The 24,353-nt window shown below is 72.5% G+C and carries 25 protein-coding genes and 1 tRNA gene; 7 read left to right on the forward strand and 19 right to left on the reverse strand.

What is annotated here, in order from left to right; genetic code table 11:
- Window positions 1–12: 12 nt before the first annotated feature.
- Both IE251_RS11935 and IE251_RS11940 read right to left on the reverse strand, forming a co-directional pair.
- Window positions 13–2,463 carry an MFS transporter gene (locus tag IE251_RS11935; protein ID WP_491590661.1) on the reverse strand — a complete coding sequence of 817 codons (2,451 nt, stop codon included), beginning with the start codon at window positions 2,461–2,463 and terminating at the stop codon, window positions 13–15.
- 82 nt (window positions 2,464–2,545) lie between these two features.
- Complete coding sequence (locus IE251_RS11940) at window positions 2,546–3,040, reverse strand: MarR family winged helix-turn-helix transcriptional regulator (RefSeq protein ID WP_030786090.1); 495 nt, start codon at window positions 3,038–3,040, stop codon at window positions 2,546–2,548.
- 206 nt (window positions 3,041–3,246) lie between these two features.
- Here IE251_RS11940 and IE251_RS11945 point away from each other — a divergent pair, with 206 nt between their 5' ends.
- Window positions 3,247–3,447 (forward strand): hypothetical protein, encoded by a 201-nt coding sequence (locus tag IE251_RS11945; RefSeq protein WP_189752845.1) that lies wholly within the window; start codon window positions 3,247–3,249, stop codon window positions 3,445–3,447.
- 18 nt (window positions 3,448–3,465) lie between these two features.
- Here IE251_RS11945 and IE251_RS11950 read toward each other — a convergent pair whose 3' ends face one another.
- The 9 genes from IE251_RS11950 to IE251_RS11990 form a co-directional block, all read right to left on the reverse strand.
- Window positions 3,466–4,248 (reverse strand): hypothetical protein, encoded by a 783-nt coding sequence (locus tag IE251_RS11950; RefSeq protein WP_189752846.1) that lies wholly within the window; start codon window positions 4,246–4,248, stop codon window positions 3,466–3,468.
- A 49-nt stretch (window positions 4,249–4,297) separates the two neighbouring features.
- The gene (locus IE251_RS11955; RefSeq protein WP_189752847.1) at window positions 4,298–5,275 is read right to left on the reverse strand and encodes an RNA polymerase sigma factor SigF; all 978 of its coding nucleotides are present in this window, start codon (window positions 5,273–5,275) and stop codon (window positions 4,298–4,300) included.
- Between the two features lie 369 nt (window positions 5,276–5,644).
- Window positions 5,645–6,481: an RNA polymerase sigma factor SigF gene (locus IE251_RS11960; RefSeq protein ID WP_189752955.1), complete on the reverse strand. Its 837-nt coding sequence runs from the start codon at window positions 6,479–6,481 to the stop codon at window positions 5,645–5,647.
- A 185-nt stretch (window positions 6,482–6,666) separates the two neighbouring features.
- Window positions 6,667–6,960, reverse strand: coding sequence for a Dabb family protein (locus IE251_RS11965; protein WP_030618512.1), 294 nt, complete (start codon window positions 6,958–6,960; stop codon window positions 6,667–6,669).
- A 9-nt stretch (window positions 6,961–6,969) separates the two neighbouring features.
- Window positions 6,970–7,149 carry a hypothetical protein gene (locus IE251_RS11970; protein WP_030786078.1) on the reverse strand — a complete coding sequence of 60 codons (180 nt, stop codon included), beginning with the start codon at window positions 7,147–7,149 and terminating at the stop codon, window positions 6,970–6,972.
- A gap of 156 nt (window positions 7,150–7,305) precedes the next feature.
- Window positions 7,306–7,390 (reverse strand) — tRNA-Ser (locus IE251_RS11975).
- A 69-nt stretch (window positions 7,391–7,459) separates the two neighbouring features.
- Window positions 7,460–7,921, reverse strand: coding sequence for a tRNA adenosine(34) deaminase TadA (gene tadA, locus IE251_RS11980; protein WP_189752848.1), 462 nt, complete (start codon window positions 7,919–7,921; stop codon window positions 7,460–7,462).
- A gap of 89 nt (window positions 7,922–8,010) precedes the next feature.
- The gene (locus IE251_RS11985) at window positions 8,011–8,544 is read right to left on the reverse strand and encodes a tRNA adenosine deaminase-associated protein (protein WP_030786072.1); all 534 of its coding nucleotides are present in this window, start codon (window positions 8,542–8,544) and stop codon (window positions 8,011–8,013) included.
- A gap of 302 nt (window positions 8,545–8,846) precedes the next feature.
- Window positions 8,847–9,041 (reverse strand): hypothetical protein, encoded by a 195-nt coding sequence (locus tag IE251_RS11990; RefSeq protein ID WP_307784850.1) that lies wholly within the window; start codon window positions 9,039–9,041, stop codon window positions 8,847–8,849.
- Window positions 9,042–9,121: 80 nt separating this feature from the next.
- On the opposite strand from IE251_RS11990, the gene upp reads away from it, so the two are divergent.
- On the forward strand, window positions 9,122–9,757 hold the full coding sequence (upp, locus tag IE251_RS11995; RefSeq protein ID WP_030786066.1) for a uracil phosphoribosyltransferase: 636 nt from the start codon (window positions 9,122–9,124) through the stop codon (window positions 9,755–9,757).
- Window positions 9,758–9,836: 79 nt separating this feature from the next.
- Here upp and IE251_RS12000 read toward each other — a convergent pair whose 3' ends face one another.
- Window positions 9,837–10,487: a LytR C-terminal domain-containing protein gene (locus IE251_RS12000; RefSeq protein ID WP_189752850.1), complete on the reverse strand. Its 651-nt coding sequence runs from the start codon at window positions 10,485–10,487 to the stop codon at window positions 9,837–9,839.
- 98 nt (window positions 10,488–10,585) lie between these two features.
- A complete protein-coding gene (locus IE251_RS12005; protein WP_004943146.1) occupies window positions 10,586–10,882 on the reverse strand; it encodes a type II toxin-antitoxin system VapB family antitoxin in 297 nt (98 codons plus the stop codon).
- Between the two features lie 134 nt (window positions 10,883–11,016).
- Between IE251_RS12005 and IE251_RS12010 the strand changes: the two genes are divergently transcribed.
- On the forward strand, window positions 11,017–12,594 hold the full coding sequence (locus IE251_RS12010) for a helicase HerA-like domain-containing protein (RefSeq protein WP_189752851.1): 1,578 nt from the start codon (window positions 11,017–11,019) through the stop codon (window positions 12,592–12,594).
- Between the two features lie 51 nt (window positions 12,595–12,645).
- On the opposite strand, the gene IE251_RS12015 is transcribed toward IE251_RS12010, so the two are convergent.
- From IE251_RS12015 to IE251_RS12025, 3 genes are all read right to left on the reverse strand, one after another.
- Entirely contained in the window at window positions 12,646–13,341 is a 696-nt protein-coding gene (locus IE251_RS12015; protein ID WP_189752852.1) for an HdeD family acid-resistance protein, read from the reverse strand.
- Between the two features lie 67 nt (window positions 13,342–13,408).
- Window positions 13,409–13,993 (reverse strand): HhH-GPD-type base excision DNA repair protein, encoded by a 585-nt coding sequence (locus IE251_RS12020; RefSeq protein ID WP_189752853.1) that lies wholly within the window; start codon window positions 13,991–13,993, stop codon window positions 13,409–13,411.
- A 37-nt stretch (window positions 13,994–14,030) separates the two neighbouring features.
- Complete coding sequence (locus tag IE251_RS12025; RefSeq protein ID WP_189752854.1) at window positions 14,031–14,774, reverse strand: siderophore-interacting protein; 744 nt, start codon at window positions 14,772–14,774, stop codon at window positions 14,031–14,033.
- 81 nt (window positions 14,775–14,855) lie between these two features.
- On the opposite strand from IE251_RS12025, the gene IE251_RS12030 reads away from it, so the two are divergent.
- The 4 genes from IE251_RS12030 to IE251_RS12045 all read left to right on the forward strand — a co-directional run bounded on the left by IE251_RS12030 (window position 14,856) and on the right by IE251_RS12045 (window position 20,848).
- Entirely contained in the window at window positions 14,856–17,672 is a 2,817-nt protein-coding gene (locus tag IE251_RS12030) for a GNAT family N-acetyltransferase (protein WP_189752855.1), read from the forward strand.
- The gene (locus tag IE251_RS12035) at window positions 17,669–18,145 is read left to right on the forward strand and encodes a cupin domain-containing protein (RefSeq protein WP_189752856.1); all 477 of its coding nucleotides are present in this window, start codon (window positions 17,669–17,671) and stop codon (window positions 18,143–18,145) included. Before IE251_RS12030 ends, IE251_RS12035 begins: the two co-directional genes overlap by 4 nt.
- The gene (locus IE251_RS12040; protein WP_189752857.1) at window positions 18,142–18,921 is read left to right on the forward strand and encodes an SDR family NAD(P)-dependent oxidoreductase; all 780 of its coding nucleotides are present in this window, start codon (window positions 18,142–18,144) and stop codon (window positions 18,919–18,921) included. Before IE251_RS12035 ends, IE251_RS12040 begins: the two co-directional genes overlap by 4 nt.
- A 271-nt stretch (window positions 18,922–19,192) precedes the next feature.
- Entirely contained in the window at window positions 19,193–20,848 is a 1,656-nt protein-coding gene (locus IE251_RS12045; RefSeq protein ID WP_229896706.1) for a copper resistance CopC/CopD family protein, read from the forward strand.
- Between the two features lie 311 nt (window positions 20,849–21,159).
- On the opposite strand, the gene IE251_RS12050 is transcribed toward IE251_RS12045, so the two are convergent.
- From IE251_RS12050 to IE251_RS12060, 3 genes are all read right to left on the reverse strand, one after another.
- The gene (locus tag IE251_RS12050) at window positions 21,160–22,710 is read right to left on the reverse strand and encodes a hypothetical protein (RefSeq protein WP_189752858.1); all 1,551 of its coding nucleotides are present in this window, start codon (window positions 22,708–22,710) and stop codon (window positions 21,160–21,162) included.
- A gap of 222 nt (window positions 22,711–22,932) precedes the next feature.
- Complete coding sequence (locus tag IE251_RS12055) at window positions 22,933–23,439, reverse strand: ATP-binding protein (protein ID WP_229896707.1); 507 nt, start codon at window positions 23,437–23,439, stop codon at window positions 22,933–22,935.
- Window positions 23,440–23,557: 118 nt separating this feature from the next.
- Window positions 23,558–24,295 (reverse strand): class I SAM-dependent methyltransferase, encoded by a 738-nt coding sequence (locus IE251_RS12060; protein ID WP_189752859.1) that lies wholly within the window; start codon window positions 24,293–24,295, stop codon window positions 23,558–23,560.
- Between the last annotated feature and the right edge of the window lie 58 nt (window positions 24,296–24,353).

Here is a 24,353-nt window from a genome sequence, read left to right on the forward strand (position 1 = left end):
GCCGGGGGGTGCCTACTCGCCGGGGTGGGCGAGTTCGATGTCGTGGCCGTCCACGCCGGGGCCGGTCACGGTCAGCGCGGTGGCCACCGGCGGGTAGCCGGTCGCGATGACGGTGTACTCGCCGCCGTCCAGGTCGGTGAAGGCGTACGCGCCGTCCGCGCCGGTGGTGGCGGTGCCGACCACGTTGCCCGCCTGGTCGACCAGGGTGACCCGGGCGTCGGCCAGCGGGCCGTGCGGGGCCCGGACGACACCCTGGAGCCGGGCACCGGCGTCCAGGTCGACCTCGATCCGGGTGACGCCGGTGGCGCCGACCTCGACCGGCAGGGCCCGCGGCCGGTAGCCGCTCGCGTTGACCGCGACGGTCACCGTGCCGGGCACCAGGTCGGCGAGGGCGAAGTCGCCCTGCTCGCCGGTGGCGGCGGTGGCCAGCAGGTCACCGCGCACATCGGTGACGATCACCATGGCGTCCTTGACCGGCAGCGCGCTCCCGGCGGCCCGGACCACACCGGTCAGCCCGCTGGTGCCGCTGAGCAGGATGTCGTACGCCACCGGCTCCTCGCCCACCACGATGGTGGAGGCCTGCGGCTGGTAGCCGTCGGCGGAGGCGATCAGGACGTAGCTGCCGGTGCCGGGGGCGTCGAGCGCGTAGGAACCGTCGGCCTGGGCGACCGAGCGGCCCAGCTGGCGGCCGGACAGCGAGATCAGGGTGACCGCGGCCTGCGGGACCGGGGCGCTCTCGGCGCCGCGGACGAAGCCGTGCACCGGGGTGCCGCCGTGGCCCGCGCCGGGCTCGGCGATCGTGGCGACGGCCGCCATGGGCCGGGTGTCGGCGGCGGTGCCGTCGGACGCGGCCGGGGCGGTCTGGGCGACCGCGGCCGGGACCGGGGCCTGGGCGGCCTGGGCGGCGGCCGGGGCCTCGGCCTGGGCCGGGGTGTCGCCGTCGGCGGACTGCGCGAGCGCGCCCTTGGTCTTCAGCGGGACCTCCTTGATGAACAGCGTGATCAGGAAGGCGACGGCGGCGAGGCAGCCGGCGATGAAGAAGACGTCGGCGATGCCGTGGCCGTAGGCGCTCTCCATCAGCGTCCGGATGGGCGCCGGGAGCTTGTCCATGTCCGGGATGCTGTCGGTCGAGCCGGAGCTGCCGGCCAGCGCGGCCTGGGACTTCGGGTCCAGCGCGGCGACGCCGTCCTTGACGTAGTGGGTGATCCGGCGGGACATCACGGCACCGAGCGCGGAGACGCCGACCGCACCGCCGAGGGAGCGGAAGAAGGTGACCGTGGAGCTGGCCGAGCCGAGGTCGGAGGGCGCCACCTGGTTCTGCGTGGCGAGCACCAGGTTCTGCATCATCATGCCGATGCCGAGACCCAGCAGGGCCATGAAGACGGCCATCTTCCAGTAGTCCGTGTCGTACCGGATGCCGCCGAGCAGCATCAGCCCGGCCGTGACCAGCACGCCACCGCTGACCAGCCACGCCTTCCAGCGGCCGGTGCGGGTGATGAACTGACCCGAGACGGTCGAGGAGACGAACAGACCGCCGATCATCGGGATGGTCATGACGCCCGACATGGTCGGGGACTTGTCGCGCGCCAGCTGGAAGTACTGGCTGAAGAACACGGTGCCGGTGAACATCGCGATACCGACGAACAGCGAGGCGAGCGAGGCCAGCGTGATCGTGCGGTTCTTGAACAGACGCAGCGGGATGATCGGCTCGCTCGCCTTGGACTCCGCGAGCACGAACAGCGCGCCGAGGACGATCGAGCCGCCGACCATCGCGTAGGTCTGCCAGGACAGCCAGTCGTACTTGTCACCGGCGAAGGTGACCCAGACCAGCAGCAGGGAGACGGCGGCGGCGATCAGGGTCGCGCCGCCCCAGTCGACCTTGACCTGGCGCTTGACCACGGGCAGGTGCAGGGTCTTCTGCAGCACGATCAGCGCGAGGATCGCGAAGGGCACACCGACGTAGAAGCACCAGCGCCAGCCCAGCCAGGAGGTGTCGGTGATGACACCGCCGAGCAGCGGGCCGCCGACGGTGGCGACGGCGAAGGTGGCGCCGAGGTAGCCGGAGTACCGGCCGCGCTCGCGCGGGGAGATCATCGCGGCCATGACGATCTGGGCCAGGGCGGACAGACCGCCGACGCCGATGCCCTGGAACACCCGGAAGGTGATGAGCATGCCGGGGTTCTGCGACAGGCCGGCCGCCATGGAGGCGACGACGTAGATGATGAGGGCTATCTGGACGAGAGCCTTCTTGCTGTACAGGTCGGCGAGCTTGCCCCACAGGGGAGTGGCCGCGGTCATCGACAGCAGGGCGGCCGTGACCACCCAGGTGTAGGCGGACTGGCCGCCGCCGAGGTCCCCGATGATCTCCGGCAGGGCGTTGGAGACGATCGTGGACGACAGGATCGCCACGAACATGCCGAGCAGCAGCCCGGACAGGGCCTCCATGATCTGCCGGTGCGTCATCGGGGCGTCGCCTTGGCCTCCCCCGTGCTTGGCGTGAGCCCGCACACCGGCTGGTGTGGTCGTTGCCATGGGCTTCCTTTTCTTACGTGCTTGCGGGTGTACGGGTGGTCTCATCGACTACGGGGGCGGGGAGCCGGACCGGGGCGGACCGGCAGTCGCCGAACGAGTCACGCAGCCGCGTCATCAGCCGGATCAGCTGGCCGACCTCGTCGTCGGTCCAGTCCGCCAGCCGCTCGGCGAGCAGATGCGTGGTCCGCCGGGACAGCTCGTCGAGCTGGTCCAGACCCTCCGGGGTCAGGCGCAGGATGCGCGACCGTTTGTCCGCCGGGTCCGGGAGCCGCTCGATCCAGCCGCGTGCGGCCACGTGCGCGACATGCCGGCTGGTGACCGACATGTCCACGGCGAGCAGTTCCGCGAGCTTGCTCATGCGCATGTCGCCGTGGCGGCCGAGCAGGGTCAGCACGGCGGCCGAGCCTGCCGGGCAGTCGGGCGGCAGGATCCGCCCCATGTCCCGTTTCACGGCTCCGACGGCACTGAGCTGACGCGCCAGCTCTTCAAACTGCGCCCGCTCGGCCATCACACCTCCCGTATTCGTTGCTTGGGGCAACCATAGGACTGTTTGGTTGCTGAAGGCAAACAATCATGAGGGTGGCCGCTGCAAAAACTTGGCAAAGGCAAGTATTGCTAACGTAAATGTGCAGGTGAGTGCGGGTGGGGTGCCCCCGTCTGTCCCGAAGGCCCCGCACTTGGGCCGCTCACCTGGATTCGCTAGGGTCTCGGGGCATGGCTAACACCCAGGGCCCCCAGGGCAATTACGACCCCGCAGGCAGCACCCAGATGTTCCGCGCCTTCGTCGACGAGGCGCCCCAGGGGCGACAGGGGCAGCGGCAGGCGGCCTCCTCCGGCCCCCGGCTCGGTGTGATCGTCGGCGTCATCGTGGCGCTCGTCGTGGTGGCCGGCGTCGCCTGGCTGGCGCTGAAGTAGGGGCCGGCCCGTAAGGGCTCAGTCCCAGTCGACCGAGACCTCGCGCGTCTCGACGCGCATCCCGAGCGGCACCCGCCACGCGTCCACGCACACCGTCCACGCCGGGCTCCGCCGCGCGCCCGCGGCGAGCGGCACCGGCAGCGGAACGGTCGACTCCACCGTCCCCCAGTCCACACCGAGCGCGCCGATGATGTGCGTCCCGAACCTCACCGAGCCAGAACGCACCGCCGTACCACCGGAGTTGTGGAAGGTGACGGTCACCTCCTGGCACCAGCGCCGGTCGGTGCCCTCGGTCACCGGCTCCCCCCAGGACAGCGCGGCGGGCGTCGTGGGACCGGGCGCCGGGCCGCCGGCCGGGGCGTCCGGCGAGGGCGTGGCGGCCGGGGGCACCGAGACCGCCGGTGCCGTCGTACGGGCGTCCTGTCCGCCGCTCCTCCCGGGGGCGCCGGGGGTCGCGCCGTGCGTGCTCGCCGTGCCCCGGGGTGCCGGGGTACCGGCGCTCGTGTGACCGGCCGGGCCTCGCGTGCGCGCCGCCGGGCCGCTCGCGTGCGGGGCCTCCCCTCCGCTCGCCCCGCCCGCCGCGGGCCCGTCCAGCGGCACCAGCGTCACCGGCTCCGTCGGCGCCACGGCCGTCGGACCGCCCCGGCCCGCGCCGACCGCGGTGTAACCGCCGCCCGGGCCGCCTCCCCCGCACGCGGCCACCACCGCGCCCAGGACGACGACGGCCGCCGAAGCCGCCGTGACGGCGCCCCGGCGGCCGCGTGTCCATGCCGTCGTGTGCGGTACCCCGGTACGCAGCATCCGCACATGGTGTCTGACGAGACGTCAGATGGAAAGCGGGTGGCGGACCTCAGTCCGAGATCAGGCCCTCGCGCAGCTGGGCCAGCGTCCGGGTGAGCAGCCGGGAGACATGCATCTGGGAGATGCCGACCTCCTCGCCGATCTGCGACTGCGTCATGTTGGCGAAGAAGCGCAGCATGATGATCCGGCGCTCCCGGGGCGGGAGTTTGGCCAGCAGGGGCTTGAGGGACTCGCGGTACTCCACGCCCTCCAGCGCCGTGTCCTCGTAGCCGAGCCGGTCGGCCAGCGAGCCCTCGCCGCCGTCGTCCTCGGGGGCCGGGGAGTCGAGGGAGGAGGCGGTGTAGGCGTTGCCGACCGCGAGGCCGTCGACCACGTCCTCCTCGGAGACGCCGAGCACGGCGGCCAGTTCGGTGACCGTGGGCGAGCGGTCCAGCTTCTGGGACAGCTCGTCGCTGGCCTTGGTCAGGGCCAGGCGCAGCTCCTGGAGGCGCCGCGGCACCCGCACGGACCACGAGGTGTCCCGGAAGAAGCGCTTGATCTCGCCGACCACGGTGGGCATCGCGAACGTCGGGAACTCCACGCCCCGCTCGCAGTCGAACCGGTCGATCGCCTTGATCAGGCCGATGGTGCCGACCTGGACGATGTCCTCCATCGGCTCGTTGCGGGAGCGGAAGCGGGCCGCCGCGTACCGGACCAGCGGGAGGTTCAGCTCGATCAGGGTGTCCCGGACGTACGCCCGCTCGGGGCTGTCCTGCTCGAGCGCGGCCAGGCGCAGGAACAGCGACCGGGACAGGGTGCGGGTGTCGATGTTCGCCGCCGCCTGCGGGGCCGGGAGCGTTTCGGCGGACGGGTCGACGGCCTGGGCCGGCACGGTGTCGAGGGCCGGCACTGCGTCGAGGGAAGGCACGGCGTCGAGGGCCGTGACACCCTCGAAGCCGTCGAGGACGTCGAGAGCGTCGAGCTCCTTGGGCGCTGCCTCGCTCTTCGTCGGCGTCAGCACCTTCGAGCTGCCCTGGTCTGCGGACATGCCACCCCCTTTGGGTCGCGGGACGGTCGCGGCGGCGCCGTCTACGAGCAACGCAGCCTTCACCTGAATACCGGAGCCGGAGCCACGGCAAACGCGCTTCCCGCAGAATGTCACATGTCGGCAACGCTCTGTACCGACATGTCGACATGCGATGGGCGAATCGCCGCTGGAGAGAAGGGGTCTGACGGCATTTCGGCCCGTGTCTGTCGGCATCCGCCCTGGTGAGCGATTCGCTCGCGCCGGTTACCGATCGATCGGGTTTGCGATGCAGCACCGTCGGTGCCGTGCTTCCGTGCGCCCGTCATGCACCAGACGAACACCCGGCGTGCTCCGGTTCCGGCGCGGGGGAGTTCGCGTACCGTTCGGGGGTTACGCGTCGATGCGGTTCGCGGAGCGCAGCCGCTGGAAGCTGCGCGCGAGCAGCCGGGAGACATGCATCTGGGAGACGCCGAGTTCGGCGCTGATCTGGGACTGCGTCAGATTGCTGTAGTAGCGCAGCAGCAGGATGCGCTGTTCCCGTTCGGGGAGCTGGACGAGGAGGTGGCGGACCAGGTCGCGATGTTCGACGCCGTCCAGGGCCGGGTCCTCGTAGCCGATCCGGTCCAGCAGGCCGGGCAGTCCGTCGCCCTCCTGGGCGGCCTCCAGGGAGGTGGCGTGGTAGGAGCGCCCCGCCTCGATGCAGCTGAGCACCTCCTCCTCGCTGATCCGCAGCCGCTCGGCGATCTCGGCGGTGCTCGGCGAGCGGCCGTAGAGCGTGGTCAGGTCCTCGGTCGCGCTGTTGACCTGCACCCACAGCTCGTGCAGCCGGCGCGGGACGTGGACGGTGCGGACGTTGTCGCGGAAGTAGCGCTTGATCTCGCCGACCACGGTGGGCATCGCGAAGGTCGGGAACTGCACGCCCCGGTCCGGGTCGAACCGGTCGATGGCGTTGATCAGGCCGATGGTGCCGACCTGGATGACGTCCTCCATCGGCTCGTTGCGGGAGCGGAAACGGGCGGCGGCGTAGCGTACGAGCGGGAGGTTCGCCTCGATCAGCGCCCCGCGCACCCGGTTGTGCTCCGGCGTGCCGGGGGTCAGCTGCTTCAGTTCGGTGAAGAGCACCTGGGTCAGGGCGCGGGTGTCCGCGCCGCGCCGCTTTTCGGGGGCCGACGGGGTCGGGGACGCCGCCTCGTCCTGAGGGGGCGCAGTACTGGCCGACACGGTCAACGCCACCTCTTCATCCGTCAATCATCCGTCAAAAGCGGTCATAGCATCACAAGACATGTGCACTGTGTGCAAGCACCCGATAACGCCGTGTTGTCGCCGGACACCGACAAGTTGACGGGTGCGCGGCCATGCGAAAGCCCCCCGCCGGACACGGCCGGCGGGGGGCTTTCGGGGGGCCTCGGGGATCAGAACTCGTAGTCGGCGATCACCCAGGTGGCGAACTCGCGCCACTGTGCGCCGGCCGCCTGGTGGGCGGGGTGCTCCAGATAGCGCTTGAGGGCGTCGGCGTCGTCGACGGCCGAGTTGATCGCGAAGTCATAGGCGATGGGCCGGTCGCTGATGTTCCAGGCGCACTCCCAGAACCGCACCTCCTCGATCTGTCCGCCGAGGGCGCGGAAGGCCTCGACACCCGCGACGACCCGCGGATCGTCGCGCTCGACGCCTTCGTTGAGCTTGAAGAGGACCAGATGACGGATCATGGGGGTACCTCAGCTCTTTCCTCCGTTGGCGGCCCAGGTCATGAAGTCCCCGATGGCCCCGGCCGCGTCCGATATGCCTTCGAAGCCTATCTGGACGTAGTCGGCCGCCTTGGCCGGGTCCGTGATGATCACGTACAACGCGAAGACCACCAGTACGTACACGGCGATCTTCTTGACGTTCACCGCCACCACGGCCTCCCCTGTACCGGGCCCCGAGGCCCCCTGTCGCCGGCCGCGAGTGTAACCTCCGGGCCGCGCGCGCCGGGCCGACGGCCCGCGGGCGCCCGCCCGTTGTGATCCGGAACACGCGAAAGGCCCCGCCTTGCGGCGGGGCCTTTCGAAGAGCGGTAGCGGAGGGATTTGAACCCTCGGTGACTTGCGCCACACTCGCTTTCGAGGCGAGCTCCTTCGGCCGCTCGGACACGCTACCGAGGGAGACCCTACAGCACAGGGCGGCATGGTTCGAAATCGATATCCGGCGGCGGCCCGGTGCTCCCGTTCAGCGGTCCCGGAAGAACTCCGTGAGCGGCCGGGCGCACTCCGCCGCGAGGACGCCCTCGATCACCTCCGGACGGTGGTTGAGCCGGCGGTCGCGCATCACGTCCCACAGGGACCCGGCGGCGCCCGCCTTGTCGTCCCGGGCGCCGTAGACCACCCGGTCCACCCGGGACTGGACGAGCGCGCCGGCGCACATCGTGCACGGTTCCAGGGTCACCACGAGCGTGCAGCCGGTCAGCCGCCACTCGCGTGCCCGCCCTCCGGCGCCCGCCGCCTCGTTCAGGGTGGCCGCGGCCCGCCGGATGGCGAGGATCTCCGCGTGGGCCGTGGGATCGCCGGTGGCCTCACGCTCGTTGTGCCCGGCGCCGAGCACCGTCGTACCGTCCGGGGACAGCACGACGGCGCCGACGGGGACGTCGCCGCCCCGGACGGCCAGGCCGGCCTGGTCCAGGGCGAGCCGCATCGCCGCCCGCCAGCGGTCCCGAACCGGGTCCGGGGTGCCCTCGGGGCTCCGTACCGGGTCCGGGGTGTCCTGCGGATTCCGTGCCGTGGTCAGCGGACGGTCTCCAGCACCTCCGAGGCGCCCAGCGCCTCGGCGATCGTGTTCAGCGCGTCGTTCGCGTCCAGGGAACGCAGCTCCTTCTCGCTGATGCCCAGGTCGTCGAGGATGCCGCTGTCGCCCACCGGGCTGTGCGTCACCGCGTCGGCGGCGCCGACCACCTCCTCGTCGTCGTCCTCGGACTCGCCGTCCTCGGTGCCGTCGAGGTCGAGGGCGTCCAGGTCCGGGCCGTCGTCGGCGCCGGGCTCCCGGCCGAGCAGTTCGTCGGTGAGCAGCAGCTCGCCGTAGGCGCTGCGGCGGGCGGCGGCGGCGTCCGAGACGTAGATGCGAGGGTCGTCCTCACCGTCCACGCGGACGACACCGAACCAGGAGTCCTCCTGTTCGATCAGGACGAGCACCGTGTCCTCGTCGGGAGAGGCTTCCCGGGCCAGGTCGGCCAGATCCGACAGGGTCTCCACATCGTCGAGCTCTGTGTCGCTCGCTTCCCACCCGTCTTCGGTGCGCGCGAGCAGTGCGGCGAAGTACACCGTGACTCTCCCACTGGTCATAGGCGTGCCGGTTGGGGGTCCCCCCGGCGGAGGTACGTGGGCGGGAAGAGCTGGGCTCCGAGCCCCACCCACTCGGAATCGTGGCAGAAACAAGGCGTTCAGGGGACGTCTTCGGCTCCCTGTGTCTGGCTGTTTCGATCGCGGATCCGTGATCGGCTCAGCAGCGCACTCATTGCGGCCACCTGCGGATCGTACGCGGCTTTTCCCCGGGCCCACGCACGGCCACCTGTCCAACACCGGTGCGGGCGCCGCTCGTCCGGGCCGGTCACGGCCCCGCGGGACTACCAGCGGAACGTGCGCATCCGCAGCGCCTGGCGCAGCCGGGCGGCCTTGGTGCGCCGGGGCCGGACCCGGGCGCGCAGTTCCCGGGCCTCGGCGAGATCGCGCAGGAACCGGGCGCGCCGCCTGCGGCGCTCGGCGTCGGGCTCGGGTTTCTCGGGCTGGTCAGGCAGGTCGGACACGTCACACCACCCCACTCCGTCCTTACCGCTTTCCCCCGGACGGCCGGTTTGACGCCAGCGTGAGGGCGGCCGGAGGCGCAGGTACCGTTAGGAGCATGCGTCTCCATGTCGTCGACCACCCCCTGGTCGCTCACAAGCTCACCACGCTGCGCGACCAGCGCACCGACTCCGCGACCTTCCGGCGGCTCGCCGACGAGCTGGTCACCCTGCTCGCCTACGAGGCCACGCGGGACGTGCGCACCGAGGCCGTCGACATCCAGACACCGGTCGCCCGCACCACGGGTGTGAAGCTGGCCCGCCCCCGTCCGCTGGTGGTGCCGATCCTGCGGGCCGGCCTCGGCATGCTGGACGGCATGGTCCGGCTGCTGCCGACCGCCGAGGTGGGCTTCCTGGGCATGATCCGCAACGAGGAGACGCTGGAGGCGTCCACGTACGCCTCGCGCATGCCGGAGGACCTGTCGGGCCGCCAGGTGTACGTGCTGGACCCGATGCTGGCCACGGGCGGCACCCTGGTCGCGGCGATCCGGGAGCTGATCAAGCGCGGTGCGGACGATGTGACGGCCGTGGTGCTGCTGGCCTCCCCCGAGGGGGTCGCCGTGGTGGAGCGCGAGCTGGCGGGCACGCCGGTGACCGTGGTCACCGCGGCCGTCGACGACCACCTCAACGAGCAGGGGTACATCGTGCCGGGGCTCGGGGACGCCGGGGACCGGCTGTACGGGTCCGCCGAGTAGTTCCTTCGGGGTCCGGTTCGCGAGGGGGCGCGCCGCGGTCGATCGCGCCGTTCCCCGCGCCCCTTCCGGGGCGCGCTGATCAGCAGGTCTTCTTCGCGGGCGCCGTGGTGCCCGGCGCCGTCAGCGTCGTCACCGCCTTGTCGGCCGTCTGCTGGCGGGTCAGGGTCTTGAAGGCGTCGCCGATGATCAGGTCCACGTCGGCGCCCTCGCGGGCGTCGGCGCGCGGGGACGCGCCGGACAGCTGGGTGGCGAGCACCCGCAGCGAGGTGTCCTGGGCGGCGGGGGAGCCGAGGAGCAGGCCCGGACCCTTCACCTTCTTGTCGTACTCCTTGGCCGCGTTGCCCACCTTGCCGATCCTGAAGCCGCGCCGGCGCAGCTCCTCCGCGGTCTTCTTGGCGAGCCCGCTGCGCGGGGTGGCGTTGTAGACGTTCACGGTGATCCGGCCGGGCGCGGGCAGGGACTCCGCCCGGGCCGCGGGGGCCTGGCCGGTCCCGGCGGCGGTCCTGGCGCGGCAGTCCGCCGCACGGCCGGCCGCCGTGGTGCCGCCGCTGCCGCCGGTGAAGACGTCGATGAGCTGCACGGTGCCCCAGCCGAGCAGGCCGAGCACGGCGGCGGAGGCCACCGCCGCGGCCACGAGCCTGCCGCGCCGGCGGGACGGACGCATGCGGGGGTACTTGTCCCCCGTGATCCGGTACTGGCCGCCCATGCCGGGGGGAGTCAGCATGCTCATGAACGCAGCGTAGTGCGCCCGGGCGGCGATGCCTATCAGATGATCAGCCGAGCGGGCTCAGCGGAACCCGAAAGGGTCAACGGCCGTGTCGTGCCGGGTCAGTCGAGTTCGAGCACGCGTGCGTGCAGCACCTGGCGCTGCTGGAGGGCGGCGCGGACGGCGCGGTGCAGCCCGTCCTCCAGATAGAGGTCGCCCTGCCACTTCACGACGTGCGCGAAGAGGTCGCCGTAGAACGTCGAGTCCTCCGCGAGCAGGGTCTCCAGATCGAGCTGCTGCTTGGTGGTGACGAGCTGATCGAGGCGGACCGGGCGCGGCGCGACGTCCGCCCACTGCCGGGTGCTCTCCCGGCCGTGGTCGGGGTACGGCCGGCCGTTTCCGATGCGCTTGAAGATCACACGGAAAGCCTACCGGCCCAGACGTTCCGGGCGCAGCCATGGCGGCCCGGTGGGACGCTTGAAAAGACGGTTCAAAGACAGGTGAAAGACGGACCAAACGGTCATACGGGTCGCCAGGGGAACAGGGGCCGGAGATGAGTGACAGCGAGTCCGTGCCGCCCGCCGGCGCCCCACAGGCCGCCGCACTGCCCGAACCGGCCCGCCGGATCGCCTCCGGTTACGCCTTCACCGGCCCCGCGCTCGACCTCGGCGCCCTCCTGTGGGACGGGCGGTGCCTTCCCGGCGCGCCGGTCCGCGTCCCGCTGTCCGTGCTCAACCGGCACGGCCTGGTCGCGGGCGCCACCGGCACCGGCAAGACCAAGACCCTCCAGCTGATCGCCGAGCAGCTGTCGGCGCGGGGCGTGCCGGTGTTCCTCGCGGACGTCAAGGGCGACCTGTCCGGCATCGCCCGGCCCGGACAGGACGGCGACCGGGTGCGGCGACGGGCCGGCGACGTCGGCCAGGAGTGGACCCCGGCCGGCTGCCCCGCGGAGTTCTACGCGCTCGGCGGCCTCGGCCACGGCATTCCGGTACGGGCCGCCGTCACCAGCTTCGGCCCGCTGCTGCTGGCCAAGGTGCTCGGCCTGAACCGCACCCAGGAGCAGTCCCTCGCCCTGATCTTCCACTACGCCGACACCAAGGGCCTGGAGCTGGTCGACCTCAAGGACCTGCGCGCGGTCACCGCCTTCCTCACCTCCGAGGAGGGAAGGGCCGAGCTGAAGACCGTCGGCGGGCTGTCCTCCGCCACCGCCGGGGTGATCCTGCGCTCACTGACCGCGTTCGAGGCGCAGGGCATGGCGGACTTCTTCGGCGAGCCGGAGTTCGACACGGCCGATCTGCTGCGCACGGCGCCGGACGGCCGGGGGATCGTCTCGGTCTTGGAGCTGCCCGCCGTCCAGGACAAGCCGCTGCTGTTCTCCACCTTCCTGATGTGGCTGCTCGCCGACCTCTTCCACGACCTGCCCGAGGCCGGTGACGTGGACCGGCCGAAACTGGTCTTCTTCTTCGACGAGGCGCATCTGCTGTTCGACGACGCCTCCAAGGCGTTCCTGGAGTCCGTCACCCAGACCGTGCGGCTGATCCGCTCCAAGGGCGTCGGCGTCTTCTTCGTCACCCAGACCCCGAAGGACGTGCCCGGCGACGTCCTCGCCCAGCTCGGCAACCGGATCCAGCACGCGCTGCGCGCCTTCACCCCGGACGACCACAAGGCCCTGCGGGCGACCGTGCGGACCTTCCCGGAATCGGCGTACGACCTGGAGGAACTGCTCACCGGGCTGGGCACCGGCGAGGCCGTGGTGACCGTGCTGGGCGAGACCGGCGCGCCCACCCCGGTCGCCGCCACCCGGCTGCGCGCCCCTCAGTCCCTGATGGGCCCGGTGGACACCGCCGGGCTGGACGAGGCGGTCCGCCGCTCGCCGCTCCACGGACGTTATGCACAGGCTGTGGACCGGGAGTCGGCGTACGAGAGGCTGAGCGCGGCCCGGCCCCCGGAAACGGCACCGGCTCCGGCACCGACGGCCCGGCAGCGGCCCGGGGAAGAGCCGTCGCTGGTCGAACAGGTGGTGAACAGCGGTGTGTTCAGATCGCTGGCCCGCTCGGTCGGCACCCAGTTGGGCCGGGAGATCACCCGGTCCCTGTTCGGCACGGCCCGGCGGAGAGGGCGGAGACGGTAGCCCCGGGCCGGGGTGCCGGGGGACCGGGTCGCGGTACCGGGGGACCGGGGTTCACAGCGTCCGGGGCACCCGGCGTGCCCGGCCGCGCATGCGCAGCGCGGTGAGGATCTCCCCGACGCCCACCGCGACCAGCCAGATCCCGCCGACGAGGGTGAGCACCGCGACCGACTCGAAGGGCGAGTCGATGAGCACGACACCGGCGACGAAGGTGAGGATCCCGAGGAAGATCTGCCAGCCCCGGGCGGGCATCCGGGGATCGTGCACGGCGGCCAGGAACTGGGTGATCCCCCGGAACAGCCAGCCGATGCCGATCCACAGGGCGAGCAGCAGCAGCGACCGCGTGGGCCCGCGGAAGCAGAGCAGGCCGAGCAGGATCGACAGCGCGCCGCTGATGAAGGCCAGCACCCGCAGCGAGGTCGCCTGGTGGGTGCCGAAGGCGGAGACCAGCTGGAAGACACCGGTGTAGAGCAGGTACAGGCCGAAGAGGACGCCGGCGGCGAGCAGGGAGGCGCCCGGCCAGACCAGCACCAGGACGCCGAGCACCAGGGAGCCGATCCCGGTGAGCAGGACGGTCTGCCAGGCGGCCCGGGACAGGGCGTGCAGCGGGCCCTCGAACGGCGGTTCCGGTTCCGGGTGGCCGCGGGCCGGTTCCGCCGCCGGGTGCCCCCGGGCCGGTTCCGCCGCGTGGACGTGCCGGTCGTCGTACTCACGGTCCCCGGCTGGGCCGCCGCTCGGTGCCTCGGTCATGCCTCATGCTGGGAGCGGGCGGGGGCCGGCGGCCACCGGGGTGGGCCGGACGGGGGAGGCGGGTCCGCTACTTCTTCGCCGCCTTGGCCGCCGCCTTCATCTCCTGCTTGTGGGCACGCACCTTGGCCAGCGACTCCGGGCCGGTGATGTCGGCGACGGACCGGAAGGAGCCGGGTTCGCCGTAGGCGCCGGCGGCCTCCCGCCAGCCCTCGGGGGTGACCCCGAGCCGCTTGCCGAGCAGGGCCAGGAAGATCTGCGCCTTCTGCTTGCCGAACCCCGGCAGCTCCTGGAGCCGGCGCAGCAGCTCCGGCCCGCTGCCGGCGTCCCGCCAGATGGCCTCCGCGTCCCCGTCGTAGTGCTCGACGAGGTACTGGCACAACTGCTGGACGCGCTTGGCCATCGAGCCCGGGTAGCGGTGCACCGCGGGCTTGTCGGAGAGCAGTGCGGCGAAGGCCTCCGGGTCCATCGCGGCGATCTCGTGGGCGTCCAGGTCCTCGGTGCCGAGCCGGTCGGCGATGGTCCGGGGGCCCTTGAACGCCCACTCCATCGGGATCTGCTGGTCCAGCAGCATCCCGGTCAGCGCGGCGAGCGGGGAGCGCCCGAGCAGCGCGTCGGCCGCGGGGTCCTGGGCGAGGTGCAGGGTGACGTCCATGCGTCGATGATCCCGCGCCCCCGCCCGCCCCGCCCGCTCAGTCCGTTCCCCGGGGCGCGGGCTGGGCGCGCCAGTACCCGAGCGCGTGCACCCGCTGTTTCGGCACGCCCAGTTCCTTGCGCACGTAGGTCGCGAGGGTTCGGGTGGTGGCGGTGTCGCAGGCGATCCAGACGTACGGGTGCGGGGTGCCGGCGAGGACGGCGGGCAGCTCGGCGCGGACCCGTTCCACCAGGTGGGCGCCCGCGTCCCGGCGGGGTACCGGCCGGATCTCGTGCCGGCCGGGCTCGGCCCGGCAGGGCAGCCCCGCCGGGTCGCCCTCGAACCAGACGGTCGCCGGGGCCGGACCCAGGGCGCCGAGGAGGGAGTTGACGGCGGGCAGCGAGGCCGCGTCGCCGATCGCGACGAGGTGGGAGGGGGCGGGGTCGGGGTCCTGGAAGCCGGTGCCCTGGACGGTCGCCTCGACGGTGTCGCCGGGCCGCGCGGTCCGGGCCCAGTCGGAGGCCACGCCCTCGTGCAGGGCGAATTCGAGGCCGAAGGTGCCGGTGGCCGGGTCGGGGTCGACCAGGGTGTAGGCCCGCTGGTGCGGCCGGCCCTGGTCGGTGAACCACAGCCGGACCCACATCGTCGGGTGGACGCCGGTCGCGGCGAGCAGTCCGCCGTCGCTCAGCCGGAGCCGCCGGTAGTGCGGGGTCACGTCCTCGGTCCCGAGGACGGTCAGTACGAAGTCCTTGGCGCGCAGCAGTCGTAGGACCGCGCCTTCCCAGCCCCGCCCCTGTCCCATGCCCCCTCCATCGTTCGCGTACGATTCCGCCACAGAAAATACTTAGGCAAGGCTAACCTAAAATCTCCGAGGGGGTCCCTCGTGGCCATCGAGATCCACCGCGACGCCTGGGGCGTCCCCCACCTGCGCGCGTCCGGCACCCGCGAACTCGCCCGCGCCCAGGGCCTGGTCACCGCGCACGACCGGGCCTGGCAACTCGAGGTCGAACGGCACCGGGCGCAGGGCACGTCCGCGTCCTTCCTCGGCGCCGACGCCCTGTCCTGGGACGTCTTCGCCCGCCGGGCCCGGCTGGCGGACACCGCCCGGCGCTGCTTCACCGCGCTGGAACGCCGGGACACCGAGACGGCGGACTGGGTACGGGCGTACGTCGCCGGTGTCAACGAGGGCCTGGCCGAAGGCGCCCGCCGCGCCCCCGAGTTCGCCCGCACCGGGCTGACCCCGGGCCGCTGGCGGCCCTGGACGCCGCTCGCGGTCTGGCTCGGCACGCACATCCTGTTCGCCGGGTTCCCCGCCAAGCTCTGGCGCGAGCGGGCGATACGGCACCTCGGCCCGGAGGCCGTCGGCCTGTTCGCCACCGACGGGACGGGCACGGCGGGCAGCAACGGCTGGCTGGTCACCGGCGAACGCACCGCCACCGGGCGGGCGCTGCTGGCCGGCGACCCGCACCGGTTCATCGAGGACCCCGGCGTCTACCAGCAGATCCGCCTGGCCTGCCCCGAGTTCGACGTCGTCGGCCTGGCCGTGCCCGGCGTGCCCGGCATCCCGCACTTCGGTCACACCGGCACGGTCGCCTGGGCGATCACCAACGCCATGGCCGACTACCAGGACCTCTACCGCGAGCGGCTCCGCCGCACCGGCGCGGGCATCGAGGCCCTCGGCCCGGACGGCACCTGGCAACGCGCCACCCGCCACACGGAGACCGTCCACATCGCGTCCGGACCACCCCTGGAGATAGAGCTCGTCGAGACGCCCCGGGGGCCGGTGATAGCCGGCGGGCCGGAGGGACTGGACGCGATCACCGTTGCGGGGTCGGCTGGTTCCGGGCGTGGCCCGCAGGATTCCGGGTGCGGGGCGGTGGGTTCCGCGCGTGACTCGGCCGGACCGGGGGAGGAGCCGCCGTACGAACCCCAAGCCGACGGCGAAGCCGAGGCGCTCGCCCTGCGCTACCCGCCCCGCGTCACCGAGGACCTCGGCTTCGGCGCCCTCCTCCCCCTCCTCCGCGCCCGCACCGTCGCCGACGTCGACCGTGCCCTGGACGCCTGGACCGAGCCGGTCAACGTGGTCCAGGCCGCCGACACCGCCGGCGGCACCCTGCACCGCGTCGCCGGAAAGGTCCCGCTGCGCGCCGAGGCCAACCGCCACCACCCGGTACCGGCCTGGCTCCCCGGCCACGACTGGCTCGGCACGCACCGGACGCCGTACGCCGACCCGCCCACCACCGACGGCATCGCCGTGATGGCCAACGCCCGCGGCCTCGCCACCCCCCTCGGCGTCGAGTTCGCCCCGCCCCACCGCGCCGCCCGGATCGGCGCCCTGCTCGACACCCGCCGTACCTGGACGGCCGACGACATGGCCGCCATCCACACCGACACCCACCTGGGCTCCGCCGCCCCGCTGCTGGAGCGCCTCACCGCCCTCACCGGCCTGAGCCCCGCCGCCGCGGCCCTCCGCGACCGCCTGCTCGACTGGGACCGCCGGATGGACGCGGACAGCACCGACGCGGCGGCGTTCGCGGCGCTGCGCCACGCGGTCGTACGCCGGCTCGCCGAGCACCCGGTCTTCGCCCCGCTCGCCGAACCCCCGGCCTACCCGGAGGTCCTGCTGCCCTGGCTGGCCCTCGTACCCCGCGTCGGCCACGCCCTCGAACACCTCCTGGACGCCAAGGAGCTGTACGACATCGACCGCACGGCCGCCGTCCGTGACGCCCTGGAGGAGGTCGCCGCCGCACCGCCGGCCCGCCCCTGGGCCGCCACCCACCGGCTGGCCCCCTGGCGGGCGCTGCCCGGGCAGCCGGCCGCCGACGCCGCCGAACCCGGTCTCGGCGGCGACCACGACTGCGTGCTGTGCACCTCGGCCGTCCCCGGCGTCACCGACCGCGCCGCCCGTGGTCCGGCCGCCCGCTACGTCTGGGACCTGGCCGACCGCGAGGGCAGCCGCTGGGTGGTGCCCTTCGGCGCCGACGGCGTACCCGGCAGCCCCCACCACCACGACCAGCTCCCGCTGTGGCTCCGGGGCGAACTCGCCCCGGTCGTCACCGACTGGACCCGGCTCACCCCCGAGCGGACCATCCCCGACACCCCGAGGAACCCGATGACCGACCTGCACGTCCAGCACATCGACGGCTTCGGCACCGTCCGTATCCGACCCGTCGACCCGGAGGGCGACGCGGAGCTGATCCACTCCTGGGTGAGCGACGAACGCGCCGTGTTCTGGGGCATGAACGGCCTGACCAGCCACCAGGTCGCCGAGATCTACGCCCACATGGCCACCCTCGACACCCACCACGCCCACCTGGTCACCAAGGACGGCGAACCGGCCGCGCTCTTCCAGACCTACGAGCCGTCCGCCGACCGGGTCGGCGAGTGCTACGACGTCCGCCCCGGCGACCTCGGCGTCCACCTCCTCCTCGCCCCCGCCGGTCCCGACGGCCCGCACCCCGGCTGGACGTCCGGCCTGGTGGAAGCGATCGCGACCTACGTGCTGCGGGTCCTGGACCGGCCGCGGATCGTGATCGACCCGGACGTGCGCAACACCAAGGCCATCGCCCGCTTCGAACGCCAGGGCTTCACCCGCGGCCCGGCCGTCGTCCTGCCCGAGGTCGACCTGCCCGAGGTGTACCTGCCCGAGAAGCACGCCCAACTCGCCTTCCTGGAGCGGGCGGTAGCCTTCCCCGGGTGACGACGCCCGAAGAGCTGACCGCCCGCTACGGCCTCGAACCCCTCCCCCGCGAAGGCGGCCTGTTCCGGCGCACCTGGGCCGGGCCCCAGCGCCCGGACGGCCGCCCCGAGGGGTCGGCCATCGTGGCCCTGCTCACCGCCGACGACTTCTCCGCCCTGCACCGGCTGCCCTTCGACGAGGTCTGGCACTTCTACCTCGGCGACCCGCTCCAGCTGCTGCTCCTCGCCCCCGACGGCGCCACCGGCAGGCCCGTCCTCGGCCCGGACCCCGGCTCCGGCCAGCACCTCCAGCTGACCGTGCCGGCCCGCACCTGGATGGGCGCGCGGGTGGTGCCGGGCGGCGCGTGGACGTTCTTCGGCTGCACGATGGCCCCCGGATTCACCTACGAGGACTACGAACACGGGAACCCGGCCGACCTCACGGCGCGTTACCCGGCCGAGGCACCCCTGATCACGGAACTGTGCCGCCCATGACCCCGTCTCCCCCCGCACGCCTGCTGGACGGACAGACCGCGCTGGTGACCGGCGCGGGCGGCGGCATCGGCCGCGCCATCGCCCTGCGCTTCGCGGAGCACGGCGCGGCCGTCGCCGTGCACTGCCGTACGGCGCTCGCCGCCGCCACCGAGGTGGCCGACCGCGTCCGGGCGGCGGGCGGCAGGGCGGTCGTGCTCCAGGCCGACCTCACGGACGAGACCGCCTGCCGCCGCCTGGTCGAGGACACGACGGCCTGGTCCGACGGGCACCTGACCGCGCTCGTCAACAACGCGGCCGTCCAGCCCGTCCAGCCGCTTCCAGAGCTGACGGCCGAGGACTGGCGCACGGTCGTCGACACCAACCTCACCAGCGTCTTCGCCTGCACCCAGGCCGCCGCCGCCCATATGCGCGCCCACGGCGGCGGCACCATCACCCACATCGCCTCCATCGAGGCCGCCCACCCGGCCCCCGGCCACGCCCACTACGGCGCGGCCAAGGCGGCGGTGGTCATGCACGCCCGCGCGGCGGCCCTGGAGTACGGCCCCGACGGCATCCGCGTCAACACGGTCTCGCCCGGGCTGATCGACCGGCCCGGCCTGACCGAGTCCTGGCCGGACGGCGTACGCCGCTGGCTCGCCGCCGCCCCGGCCGGCCGCCTCGGCCGCCCCCAGGACGTGGCCGACGCCTGCGCCTTCCTCGCCTCCCCGCTCGCCTCCTGGATCACCGGCCACGACCTGGTGGTGGACGGCGGGGTGACGTCCCGCCCGACCTGGTGAGCACACCGGCCGTTCCCTCCGTACGTATCCCGGGGCCCTGTCAGGGGACGCGGGCACACGAGGCGACGGACGGAGGCCGGGCGTGGGGCGCGGCGCAGAGGCGACACCACGACGACGCGCCCGGCGGGCCGAGGCCCACCGGCCCGCCCACCCGGCGCGCCGGTCCGCCGTGCCCGGGTTCCCCGGGCGCTTGCCGTCGGGCCCCCGCTGCCCCGGCCACCCGGCGCCGGCCAGTCTCCGGCTCCCCGTCCTCCTCGTCCTCCTACTGGGTGTGCTCCTGGGTGTGCTCCTGGCCGCGGCCGCCCCCGCTTCCGCGCACGCCGTGCTGCGGGCGGCGGACCCCGCCGACGGGACCGTCCTGCATACCGCACCCCGGCACGTGACCCTGCGCTTCAGCGAGTCGGTCGGGCTGCCGGCCGACTCCTTCCGGATCTACGACCCCGGCAACCACCGCGTCCGCACCGCCCCCGCCGACCACGCCCCCGGCCGCTCCGACACCGCCCGGGTCACCCTGCCCGCCCGCCTCGCCCCGGGCACGTACACCGTGGCCTGGCGGGTGGTGTCGGCCGACAGCCACCCGGTGTCCGGCGCCCTCACCTTCTCGGTGGGCGAGCGCACGGCGGCCCCGCCGGCCCCGCCCCCGGCGGAGGACCCCGCCACCACCGCCCTGTACACGGTCGCGCGCCACCTCGCCTACCTGTCCCTGGCCCTGCTCCTGGGCGCAGCCGCGTTCGTGGCGTACTGCCGCCCGGCCACGGCGGCCCACCTGCGTGCCCCCGCCCTGGCCGCCGTCGGCACGCTGCTCGCCGCCACGGCCGCCGGCTACCTCCTGCGGGCGCCGTACGAGCAGGGCACCTCCCCGGCGACCGCCCTCACCGCTTCCGCCCTCGCCCGCACGGCGACGACCCGCCCCGGCCTGCTGCTCCTGGCCCGCATCGGGCTGCTGCTCCTGGTGGCGGCGGGTGCGGCCCTGCTGCGCCGGCGCCGCGTCCTCCTTCCGCGCCGCACCACCCTGGCGGTGGGCGCGGTCCTCGCCGTCGCCCTGTCCCTGACCTGGCCGGCCTCCGGCCACGCGGCGGCCGGCATCCAGGTCCCGGTGGCGATCGTCTCGGCCACCCTGCACCTGCTGGCGATGGCGGCCTGGCTCGGCGGCCTGGCCGCGCTGCTGTGGACGCTGCGGCACGTCCCGGCACCGGACGGCCTGCCCGTCTCCGTCCCCATCCGCTTCTCCCGCCTGGCGACCGCCTCGGTGACGGTCCTGGTGCTGACCGGTACCTACCAGTCCTGGCGCGGCCTCGGCTCCTGGCAGGCGCTGACCGGTACCGCGTACGGGCGGACCCTGCTGGCCAAACTGGCGGCGGTCGTCGTACTGCTCCTCGCGGCGGCCTGCTCCCGCGCCTGGACCACCCGCCTGACCGAGGCGCCCGCGGTTCCGCACCCACGCGCCCTGCGCCGCTCCGTGCTCGCGGAGGCGGCCGTCGCCACGGTCGTCCTGGCCCTGACCACCCTGCTGACCGGCACCGCCCCCGGCCGCGCGGCGACGGAGTCCGCCCGGGCCGTGACCGCCCCGGAGACGGGCATCCCCGCCGCCTCCGTCACCACGCTCCCCTTCGACACCGGCACCCCCGGCGGGCACGGCAAGGTCCAGATCACCCTGGACCCCGGCCGGGTGGGCCGGAACTCCGTCCAGGCGGTGGTCTACGGCCCCGACGGCGGCCTCTCCGCGGTCCCGGAACTCCGCGTCACCCTCACGCTCCCGGACCGGCGCGTGGGCCCCCTGGACACCCGCGTCACGGACCGCGGCGGCTACTGGGCCACCGACGCCTTCACCCTCCCCCTCCCCGGCACCTGGACCCTGAAGGCGACGGTCCGCGTCTCGGCCCTGGACCAGGTGACGGTGTCGGCACCGGTACGGATGAGGCGGTGAGTGCCCCGTCCCGACCGGCGCACGTCGAAGGGCCCCACCGCGAACGGTGGGGCCCTTCGACAACGTGCCCGGTGAGGCACTGGCGGAGGATACGAGATTCGAACTCGTGAGGGGTTGCCCCCAACACGCTTTCCAAGCGTTCGTACGGGGGTGCGGCGCGGGCCGTCCCCGTCCTGACCTGCGGCGAAGCGTTCGGGGTGCCCCCGCCCGGACGGGCCCGGACGGGGGCGAAGGAGACCAGAGCTGAGACCAGCTGAGCCCTTCGGCCTCTACTGACGGTCCCCGCCGTTATGGCTCCGCAGTCGAACGGGTCAGGACAGGCCGTACAACTTGAGCCCGACGTGGTCGACGATCCAGCGATATGCCTCGCCGTCGATGGCGAAGTAGATTCGGCCCACCCGATCCTTGCTGGTGTGGTCATCGAGCTTGATGTGGGGCTGCCGATCCCAGGTCTTCCCATCGAAGCTGAACTCGTGCAGTCCCTTTATCCGCAGTGGTTCGTCTTCAGGCGCATAGGTCAAGGCCGTTTGGTTGCCGATCCAGGAGACCAAGGATTCACCGACCCTGCTCTTCTTCCCCTTCCACGCCTTGGCGAGAGCGGCCAGCGAGTCCAGTGCCTCCCTCATACGCTCGAAGTCCTTGTACGAACATTTGCGCCACTGCGTCTTCGCGTTTGGTGTGAAGACGAGAGCTCCCCCGGATTCCTGGGTCCACCGGTCCCAGTCACTGGAGAAGTCGCGGCTGACGGAGGCCAGGTGCTGTGCTGCCACCTCAGCCGGCTCTGCAGGCAAAGGCACCGCCTCGGCGTCGAGGCGAGCCTCCAGGTTCGCAACGTCGATCTCCAGTCTGCCGACCTTGCTCTCCAGGACCTCGTTTTCTTCGAGAAGCTTGAGGGTCTGACTCCGCTCCTCCGCCAGCTTCGCCTTCAGGAGCACGATCTGTCCGGTCTCGGCTTCCCCTGCCAGGCTCTCGAGAATGGAGTTCGTCTCGGCTGAGCGGACTGCGTCCCAGTGGCGGTCCCTGCCTCGTGCGACAACGCTGAGAGGGGCGAGGAGTCGCATCATCGTGCGCAGGAGCGCCTCATGGTCGCCGCAGAGTTCGTTCGATCCCCACCATGGATTGCGGGCTTCCAGCGTGGGCCAGTACAGCCGCGCACCGTCCCTGGGGAGCAGGCTTCGGTCCACGCTTGTGTTGAAGGAATCGAAGGCCAGCCAACCCGAAATCACCACCACATGGGCTAGACCTGCAAGACGGCGTGCGGCTTTGCGCGCGAAAGCATCAGAAGGCCCCATCATGCGGATTGATGAGACGGCGAGGACGGGAAGCCGCCTCTGTGGGCTGCCCAGGCGCTCCAGCACTGCGGGAACCTGAGCGGCAAGAACCGGCGTCGCGGCTGCGGCGATCTTGTCGGATCCCTCCGAGCGGTGGAGTTCGGGGTCAGCCATGATTCCGTTGAGCGCGCGAGGCGGCTTCAGGTCTTCCACTGTCGCTGGCGCGAGCACGCCACCACTCTTCCGCCCCATTGCGACACGGAAGCGCGTCTTCTCGTCGTATTGGGACGCAGTCAGCTGGCATACGAACCGGCCGCCTCGAGGCAGGTCCTGTTCGATTTCCATCCGCAAGGCCCGCACGTCGTTGCTGACAGCGACAGGGGTCCAGGTCACATGCTGGTCGGGCCTGCCAGGGCCGTGTCCAGGGACCGTGATCTGGCCGCTGTCGACCATGAGATCCGTGGCTGACAACCCGGTCGATCCTGGGTCTAGGTGCTCTTCCATATGTGACAGGAGTCGCTCGAAGGCGGCTGGGGCGCCGCCCTCACCCGCCACGCCTACCTCGAAGCCGACGACGTACAGCTGCTGCATAGAGTCCCCTTACACCGTTCGAGGTTCAGGGCGACGAGCTGCCCTCCGCGCCATAACCGGGGCAGCATACTGTCACGGCAACACCCGGCCAGCGCAGTCAAGTTCGGTGTACGAGGCCAGTGGCTGCCCCTCCTCCGGCAGTCCGAGCGAACGAAGTCGGTGGCGCTGCTCGTACGCCTGTTTCCCGAATTGATCAGCTCGACTACAGCTCGCGCAGGCCGGTCAGGACTCGCCCGATGAGCATCGGAGCGACCTGTCGGCCGCGCAGACCTGGCTCTCCCAGGGCGCTGCTGGGACGAGCGGGAACCTCTGCCCAGACGATCTTCCCGGGGTGTGGCTGCGTGGGGAGTAGCCCCAGCGGTTGGCCATGGTCTGGATGAGGACGAGTCCGCGGCTCCCGGTGGCGCTGGCGTCACTGGCACGAGGTGCTGGCGGTCGCGGGTCGGGGTCACTGACCGCGAGGATGATGCCGCCATCGGTGGGCCTGAGCATGAGCACGATCGTGCCGATGCTGGCGGAATGAGCGGCAGCTTCAGGCGTCTTCGTAGGGCGTGCGTGCTGGATCGCGTTAATAGCCAGCTCCGAGACGAGGAGTCGGGCGACTTCGATCCCCTCGTCACGGAAGCGCCAGCGCTGGAGGATGTCGGCTGTGTGACGTCGGGCCCACGCGACGGCGTTGGGGGTGGCGGCGAGGTTCAGTTCGCTGGTGGACGGGGGGACCTGGTTCATGCGGGTGGCTCCCTCGGCGGCGTGGCCGGGCGGATGCGGGGCGCCGTGGCGTGAGTGGTGCCCGCGGGGCCGGGGCGGCTAGGGACGGGGTGTCCCGGCCCCGCGGGCTGCTTGAGGGCTACTTTGTAGCGACGACGTAGACGCTGCCCCAGCGGCGACGCGGGTTGGCCAGAGTGGGGTCGAAGGTCCAGGGTTCGACGGTGGTGAAGCCGGCCACGGTGAAGAGCTGGACGAGCTTCTCGTGGTCATACGCCCACAGGTGCGGGGTGTACGTGGGGTCGTCGTCCTGGTCACGGAAGACGAGGTTCACAAGGTCCAGCCGCGTGTTGATGTCGCCACGGCAGTCGCGCTTGGCGTACCAGCGCTCGATCGTCTCGTCGGTGGCGTCCAGGGGGCCGGGGTACTGGCTCAAGGCGAAGGCGGCGTCGGGGACGCCGGTGATGATCCGTCCGCCTGGAACGATGACGCGGTGTGCCTCGCGGACGTAGTGCTTGGCCGAGCGCGGGTAGTCGATGTGCTCCAGGAAGTGCTCGGAGAAGATCTCCTCGGTGCTGTTGTCCTGGAGGGGGATGCCTTCGCGGATGTCCCAAAGGAGGTCGGCCGGCGGGACGAGGTCGATGTTGAAGAAGCCGTCGATCCGGTGGGCTCCGCCGCCGATCTGGACCTTGGCGGGTTTGTCGTCGATGCGGCCGTTGGGCCAGGAGCGCCGGCTGGTGTGGTGGTAGCGGTGGACGTCGATCTCCTTGGCGGCGGCCCGGAGGGTGCGGGCAAGGCCGTGGGTGGTGGCGGGGTCGGCGAGGACGGAGGCGATCTGTTCGCCGAGGAGGTCGACGGAGGGCATGCCGGAGGGACGCATCACGGATCTCCTGCGTGTGAGGTTGCTCAGGGCGGGGTGGGCCGCGAATGGTGGCGGG

It is taken from the genome of Streptomyces eurythermus (assembly GCF_014649115.1).
Classification (GTDB): Bacteria; Actinomycetota; Actinomycetes; order Streptomycetales; family Streptomycetaceae; genus Streptomyces; species Streptomyces eurythermus.